This is a genomic window from Dietzia sp. KRD202 (genome assembly GCF_017168155.1).
GTDB classification, from domain to species: domain Bacteria; phylum Actinomycetota; class Actinomycetes; order Mycobacteriales; family Mycobacteriaceae; genus Dietzia; species Dietzia kunjamensis.
In genome coordinates this window covers 1-7060 of record NZ_JABFAN010000020.1, presented here as the reverse complement: position 1 = coordinate 7060, position 7060 = coordinate 1, and the positions used below count along the sequence as shown (strand labels likewise).

Annotated in this window: 5 protein-coding genes; 3 read left to right on the top strand and 2 right to left on the bottom strand. The window is 73.9% G+C overall.

Features of this window, described 5'->3' with window-relative positions; all coding sequences use genetic code 11:
• Positions 1-38 precede the first annotated feature (38 nt).
• Positions 39-2210, top strand: a complete 2172-nt coding sequence (locus J1M64_RS17845; RefSeq protein ID WP_206475055.1) for a bifunctional lysylphosphatidylglycerol flippase/synthetase MprF — start codon at positions 39-41, stop codon at positions 2208-2210.
• Between the two features lie 198 nt (positions 2211-2408).
• On the opposite strand, the gene J1M64_RS17840 is transcribed toward J1M64_RS17845, so the two are convergent.
• Positions 2409-3188: a dienelactone hydrolase family protein gene (locus J1M64_RS17840; RefSeq protein ID WP_307872477.1), complete on the bottom strand. Its 780-nt coding sequence runs from the start codon at positions 3186-3188 to the stop codon at positions 2409-2411.
• Positions 3189-3373: 185 nt separating this feature from the next.
• On the bottom strand, positions 3374-5143 hold the full coding sequence (locus tag J1M64_RS17835) for a phosphoenolpyruvate--protein phosphotransferase (RefSeq protein WP_206475054.1): 1770 nt from the start codon (positions 5141-5143) through the stop codon (positions 3374-3376).
• 140 nt (positions 5144-5283) lie between these two features.
• On the opposite strand from J1M64_RS17835, the gene J1M64_RS17830 reads away from it, so the two are divergent.
• Positions 5284-6051, top strand: a complete 768-nt coding sequence (locus J1M64_RS17830) for a DeoR/GlpR family DNA-binding transcription regulator (protein WP_206475053.1) — start codon at positions 5284-5286, stop codon at positions 6049-6051.
• A complete protein-coding gene (locus J1M64_RS17825) occupies positions 6048-7007 on the top strand; it encodes a 1-phosphofructokinase family hexose kinase (RefSeq protein ID WP_206475052.1) in 960 nt (319 codons plus the stop codon). Before J1M64_RS17830 ends, J1M64_RS17825 begins: the two co-directional genes overlap by 4 nt.
• Positions 7008-7060: the final 53 nt, after the last annotated feature.

Here is a 7060-nt window from a genome sequence, read left to right as displayed (position 1 = left end):
CCCCGGCCCCTCGCCGTGCGCCGCCCCCGGAGGACCCCGTGAGCACCGACCAGCTGACAGAGAAGTCCGACGAGCCCGCCGCGCCCTCACCCGTGACCGTCGCCGCCCGCGCGGTCGCCACGGCGGCGCGACGGCTCCCCGTCACGGCGGTGATCGTCGCCGCGCTGCTCGTCACCGGAGTGGCGTTGGAGGCCCTGTGGCGCAGCGCCCGCGACGCCACCTGGTTCCCCGACGTCGCCTACGGCGTGCCCGCGCTGGAGGGCGGCCGCTGGTGGACACTCGTGACCGGGCCCTGGCTCGGGCTCACCCCGCTGCAGCACATGTCCCTGCTGGTGCTCGTGGTGGCGGGCATCGGGATGGGCGAGTGGCGCCTGGGCCCGGTGCGTACGGCACTGACCGCGGCCGGCGGGCAGCTCATCGGCGTGCTCGGGGCGGTCGCCGTGATCGTCCCCGGCGACGCAGTCGGCTGGGAGTGGGCCACGGAGCTGTCGGTGGTGCTGGACGTCGGGTGCTCGACCGCGGTGATCGCCGTGCTCGCCGCCGCCACGGCCACCCTCGTCTCGCCCTGGCGGCTGCGCGCGCGGGCGCTGCTCTACGGCTATGTGATCGTGTCGTTCCTGTTCGTCGGGAGCCTGGCCGACCTCACCCACCTCGTCGCGTTCGTGGTGTTCCTCGCCGTCGGCGAGCGGTTCTTCTCCGGCACCGAGCACGGCCTGCGGCCCCGGACGAGGCGGGAGACCCGGCTCGTGGTGTCGGCGGGCATGTGGTTCATCGCCGCGGTCCACGTGGTGGTGTACTTCCTGCCCTCCGACGGCCCCCTCGGGCCCACCGAGGCCGAGGACGTGAACCTGATCGGCATGCTCCTGTCCGTCCTCATCGCCGCGGCCACGGCGGAGCTGCTGCGCCGCGGCTACCGGGCAGCGTGGGGTGTGGCCCTCGCCTATGCCCTGGTCACCGCGGCGGTCACCCTCGTGGTCACGGTCCTGGTCGTCGCCGCGGACTTCGAATCCCTCGGCGCCGTCACCCTCGGTACCGGTCTGCTCTGGGTGGGCGAGGCCGTGCTGCTGGTGGTGGGCCGGGGCGCGTTCGGCGTGCGGGTGCGGCGACGGGTGACCGGGTCGCGCGTCCATTCCGACGACGTGGTGGAGCGCGTCCGTGAGCTCATCCGACGCCACGGCGGCAGCACGATGTCGTGGATGATCACGTGGCAGCCGATGAACTACTTCTTCGGCGCGGGCAACAGCACCGCGGGCCCCGACTCGGCGGGCGTCGTGGGGTACCGGATGCACGTCGGCACCATCATCGCGCTGGCCGACCCCGTCGCCGACCCCGCCGACCGCGACGTGCTGCTGAGCTCGTTCGTCGACTTCGCCGAGGCGCAGGCCGCCGTCCCGTGCCTGTTCTCGGTGTCCGGCGAGACGGCGGATCGGATGCGCGCGCACGGGTGGCGGGCGCTGCAGATCGCCGAGGACACCATCATGGACCTGCCCGACCTGGCCTTCGCGGGCAAGAAGTGGCAGAAGATCCGGTCCGCGATGAACAAGGCGGACAAGAGCGGCACCACCTACGTCTCCGGGCTACTGCGCGAGCAGCCCGCCGCGGTGTTGGCGCAGGTGCGGGAGATCTCCGAGCAGTGGGTCGGCGACAAGGAGCTGCCGGAGATGGGCTTCACGCTCGGCACGGTCGAGGAGGCGCTCGACGACGACGTCCGCATCGCGCTGGCCGTGGACTCCGGCGGGGTGGTCCAGGCGGCGCTGTCCTGGCTGCCGGTCTACCGCGGCGAGCCCGACGGTGGCGTACGCGGCTGGACCCTGGATCTCATGCGCAAGCGCAACGGCCCCGGCGCGAACAACATGGTCGAGTTCCTCATCGCCCGCTCCGCGCTGGAGTTCAAGGACGAGGGCGCCGACTACGTCTCGTTGTCCGGTGCCCCGTTGGCGCGTAGTGGCGACGACGACGAGGTGGCCGTCCTCGACCGCGGACTCGATCTGCTGGGTCAGGCACTCGAGCCCTACTACGGGTTCCGGTCGCTCCACCAGTTCAAGTCGAAGTTCAATCCGAGGATCGAGCCCGTCTACCTGTGTTTCCGCGACGAGGCGGACCTGCCGCGAATCGGGGTGGCGATCGGCCGGGCGTACCTTCCGGGAGCGACGACCCGCCAGCTCGCGGCCCTGGCCCGCTCGGGCCCCTCGGAGACCGTCGACGTCTGACGTCCCGGGGCGGGACGCACCACTGCGCCCCGGACCTCCCGGCAGCCGCTCCCGCGCCTGACCGCCCACCACGCAGCCGCTCCCGCGCCTGGCGTCTCGCGTGCCCCGGCGGGCAGGCGAGAGTTCATCGTGACGGGCGGGAGTGACCGAGGGACCGTGAGGGCCGCGGTGGGCCGGGGGTCTCCGTCCGGGCTCAGCTCACTCGCCGTGGCGCGCGAGGCGCCGTGCCAGATGCTCGCGCAGGTCCTCGAGGTGCCGTTCCGCGGCGGTCTCGTCGTACATCGACGTGTCCGCCATCGAGTACCCGTGTGGGGCACCTGGGTAAACGTCCTGGTCCAGGGGCACACCGGATTCCCGAGCCAGGGACGCGATGACGTCCATCCCTTCGCGCGGCATCGACGGGTCGTCGTCGGCATGACGCAGGAGGACTGCGGCCCGGGTGGTCGCGAGACTCAGGTGGGGACTGTCGCTCTCGTCCGTCGCCAACCCGCCGCCGTGGAATCCCCCGACGGTGGCGACGCGGTCCGGGTGGTCCCCGCCCGCGCGCAACGCGAGTCGCGCCCCCATGCAGTAGCCGATGACCCCCGCGTCGCCGGTGACCCCGGGCAGTGCCAGCAGCGCGTCCAGGTACGCGGCGGTGTCCGGTCGCGACAAGTCCGAGGTGAGTCCCTCCATCAGGGGGAAGACCTTCGCGATGTAGCCGTCCCGCTCGCCCGGTTCGCGTAGATCGACGGTCGGGGCCAGGTCGTCGACGGTGCCGGAGCGGTAGAAGACGTTCGGCGCGAGGACGACGTAACCCCAGCTCGCGATGCGATCCATCATCGTGCGTATCTGCGGCCTCAGACCGAAAATGTCCGGGAACAGCAGCACGCCCGGCACGTCGTGCTCGGCGGTCTCGGGCCGCGAGACGAACGCCTCCGCGGTGCCGTCAGCCGTGTCGATGGTCAGGTCCACGGTCATGTCGCCACTCAGGTCCACAGTCGAATCCCTTCCGTCGTCACCGACGGTACCGCCGGGATCCGGGCGCCACAGCCCGGCCGCGCCAAGCGGGACGGCCACGCCGAGCGGGACGGCCGCGCCGAGCGGGACGGCCGCGCCGAGGGGGACGGCCGCGCCGAGGGGGACGGCCGCGCCGAGCGGGACGGCCGCGCCGAGCGGGACGGTCAGCTTCGTGCGGCCAGCACCGCGTCCCTGGCGTCGAGGGCCGTGTCACTGTCCAGGGCCAGGGCCGCGAGCTCCCGGCACTGCTCGAGGGTGACCCCTGCCAGAGCAGCTCCGACGAACGGCAGCGCGGCGGTGGCCACGGAGAGCGAGCTGACTCCGAGCCCTAGCAGGACGCACGCCAGGTTGGGGTCCGCCGCCGCCTCACCGCACACCCCGACCGGGATCGTGCGACCGTCCGGCGACCGGCCCGCGGCCTCGGCAACCGCCCGGATGAGCCGGAGCACGGCGGGTTGCCAGGGGTCGGTGAGGGCTGCCAGGTCGGACGACATCCGGTCGGCGGCCATGACGTACTGCGTGAGGTCGTTGGTGCCGATCGACAGGAAGTCAACGTGCGGGAGGAACCTGTCGACGGCCACCGCGACCGACGGCACCTCGACCATGATCCCGGGGGTCAGGCCGCGCCGCCGGCACCGGTCGGCGAAGTCGCGGGCCTCGTCGACGGTGGCGACCATGGGGGCCATGACCCACGGTGAGGCCTGTGCCCCGCCCACCCGGCGGCCGGCCGCGGCGAGGGCGTCGAGCTGCCGGTCCAGCAGCCCGGGGTCGATGAGGTCCACGCGGATGCCGCGGACGCCCAGAGCGGGGTTGTCCTCCTCGGTCATGCCCGCGAACGCCAGCGGTTTGTCCGAGCCCGCATCGAGGGTCCTCGTGACGACCCGGCCGTCCGGGAATGCGGCCAGGACCCGGGCGTAGAGGTCGACCTGCTCGTCGTGGGTCGGTTCGGCGGCCCGGTCGAGGAACGCCAGCTCGGTGCGGAACAGGCCGATCCCGCCGGCCGGGCCCGACGCCGCGTTCTCGGCCCCCTCACCGTCCTGGACGTTGGCCAGCAGGCGCACGGCGTGCCCGTCGGCCAGGACGGCGGGGCCGCTCCAGTCTGCGGCGGCGGCCCGGGCGCGCCGGTCCGCCTCGGCCGCCGCTCGGGCCGGGCCCTCCTCGGGCTCGACGGTGACCGTGCCCGCGGCCGCGTCCACCAGCACGTTCGTGCCGTCGGTGATCGCGGCGAGTCCCCCGGCGGCGACCATGCACGGGATGCCGAGCTGCCGGGCGATGATCGCCGTGTGTGAGGTGGGCCCGCCGTGCTCGCAGACGATCGCCAGCACCATGTCCGGGTCGAGCCCGGCGGTGTCCGCCGGGGCGAGGTCGTCGGCCATGAGCACGCCCGGCGCGTCGAAGTCGGGGACGCCCGGCTCGGGCAGGCCGCGCAGCTCGGCCACGACGCGCGCGCAGATGTCGCGGAGGTCGGTGATGCGTTCGGCCTGTCGACCGCCGACACGAGCGAACATCGCGGCGAAGGTCTCCGTCGCCGCCACGGCCGCGGCCTCGACTGCCGCGCCCTTCTTCAGTTCCTTGACCACCGCCTTGGCCCAGCCGCGGTCGCGGGCGAGGACGGCGTTGGCGGAGAGGACCTCTGCGCTGACGCCGGTGGCGAGGGCGGCCCGTTGATCCAGGCGGTCGGCCACGGTCCGGGCCGCCGCGACGAAGCGTTCGCGGCCCCTCTCGACCTGCGCCTCGTCCGGCGCGGCCGCTGCCTCGGTTCCCGTCGCCGTCCCGGTTCCCGCCGCGCCCGTGGCCCCCGGGTCGACCGCCGCGCCCGCGGCCGCCGGGTCGAGGCCATCCGGCCTGACGACCCACCGGGCGGGCCCGTAGGCCAGTCCGGCGACCACGCCGGTGCCGCGGATGACCGTCCCGGACTTCGACTGTTGCGTCATGGGAGCTCCTAGCGGACCGGACGTCCACGTCCGGCTCATCGATCGGTTATGTGACGAGAATAACTAAATCGGCTTGACTTTCCAACCGTATCGGGCAGAATCCAACACAATCGGTCACCACAGCGGAGAGGTCGGAGCCCATGTACGGGAGCGAACGACGGCGACACATCACGGAGGCGCTGGCCGCCTCCGGGCGGGTGACCGTCGCCGAACTCGCGGCCGGCCTCGACGTGAGTGCCGAGACGATCCGCCGTGACCTGTCGCTCCTGGAATCCGAGGGGCACCTCGAACGCACCCACGGCGGGGCGGTCCCGGCGGTGCCCGGTGGCCGCGTCGAACGCACCCTGGCCGCGCGGCGGTCGGAGAACGTGGACGCGAAGTCCGCGATCGGCCGGGCTGCGTTGCGGCTGCTCCCCGCCGTGGGGGGCGCGGCCCTGCTCGATGCCGGCTCCACCACGGACCGCCTGGCCGAATCGCTGCCCGCCGACCACGGCCTCACCCTCATCACGAACTCGGTCCCCATCGCCGACGGCCTGCACCGCGCGGCGTCGGAGGGCCTCCACGTCCTCGGCGGGACGGTCCGCGGCCTCACGGGGGCGTGCGTGGGTCCGTCGGTGCTCCGGGCGCTGGAGTCGATCCGGGTCGACGTCGCCTTCGTGGGCACGAACGGCCTCCACCCCGAGCGCGGCCTCACCACCCAGGACCCGGACGAGGCGGCGGTCAAGAACGCCATGTGCCGGGCGGCCCGCCGGGTGGTGGTGCTCGCGGACTCGAGCAAGTTCGGTCACGAGTTCCTGGTCTCGTTCGCTCCGCTGGACCGGGTCGACGTCCTGGTCACCGACGCTCCCCCGCCGGGCCCGCTGGCCACGGCGCTGGACACCTACGGAATCGAGGTCGTGCTGCCATGATCGTCACGCTCACCATGAACCCGTCGGTGGACCGGACCGCGCAGCTGCCCGCGCCGCTCACCGTGGGCGGGGTCAACCGCATCGCGGCCGTCGACGACTCCCCGGGCGGGAAGGGCGTCAACGTCGCCCGCGTCCTCGCCGGCGGAGGGGTCCGGGCGGAGGCGGTGTTCCCGGCCCCGGCGGACGACCCGTTCGTGGCGATGTGCGCCGGGGCCGGCGTCGCGACGTCCGTCGTCCCCGCGCACGGCGCGGTGCGGATCAACCTCACCCTCGCAGACCCCGCCGGAACCACCACCAAGATCAACGCCCCCGGCCCCGAGTTCGACAGCGCCGCGATCGACCGGGCCCGCTCCACGGTCGCCGCCCTCGCCGGTGACGCGGCGTGGGTGGTGCTGTGCGGGTCCCTGCCGCGCGGCGTACCGGACGACTTCTACGCGGACCTGGTCGGTGCGCTCCGCCCCGCGGGGGCCCGCCTCGCCGTCGACACCTCCGACGCACCACTGGCCGCCCTCGCGGCACGCCTGCCCGACGCGGCGCCCGACCTGGTCAAACCCAACGGCGAGGAGCTCGGGCAGCTGGCCGGCGTCGACGGCTCCGAGCTGGAGCGTCGCGCCGCCGCCGGTGACACGACCCCCGTGGTGGACGCCGCGCGGGCGTTGCGCGCCCGCGGCGTGGGCGCAGCCCTGGTCACCCTGGGCGGCGCCGGTGCCGTCCTGGTCGACGACGACGAGGCGTGGTTCGCGAACGCTCCGGCCGTGCAGGTCAGATCTACGGTCGGGGCCGGCGACTCCGCGCTCGCGGGATATCTGCTGGCCGAGGCCCGCGGACTCCCGCCGCGGGACCGGCTGGTCTGGGCGGTCCACCACGGCAGCGTCGCCGCCTCACTGCCCGGTACCGGACTGCCGCTGGGCCTCGACCCGACCACCTTCCGCGCCACGGTCCGGCGGCTCGACTGACCCGCCGCACCGGCGTCCTGCACCCGCAGACCGCCTCCCAGCCCCTCTCACCC

Coding starts and splice junctions, on each gene's coding strand:
- J1M64_RS17830 (WP_206475053.1), top strand. CDS start 5,284: ATGTACGGGAGCGAACGACGGCGACACATCACGGAGGCGCTGGCCGCC.
- J1M64_RS17835 (WP_206475054.1), bottom strand. CDS start 5,143: ATGACGCAACAGTCGAAGTCCGGGACGGTCATCCGCGGCACCGGCGTG.
- J1M64_RS17825 (WP_206475052.1), top strand. CDS start 6,048: ATGATCGTCACGCTCACCATGAACCCGTCGGTGGACCGGACCGCGCAG.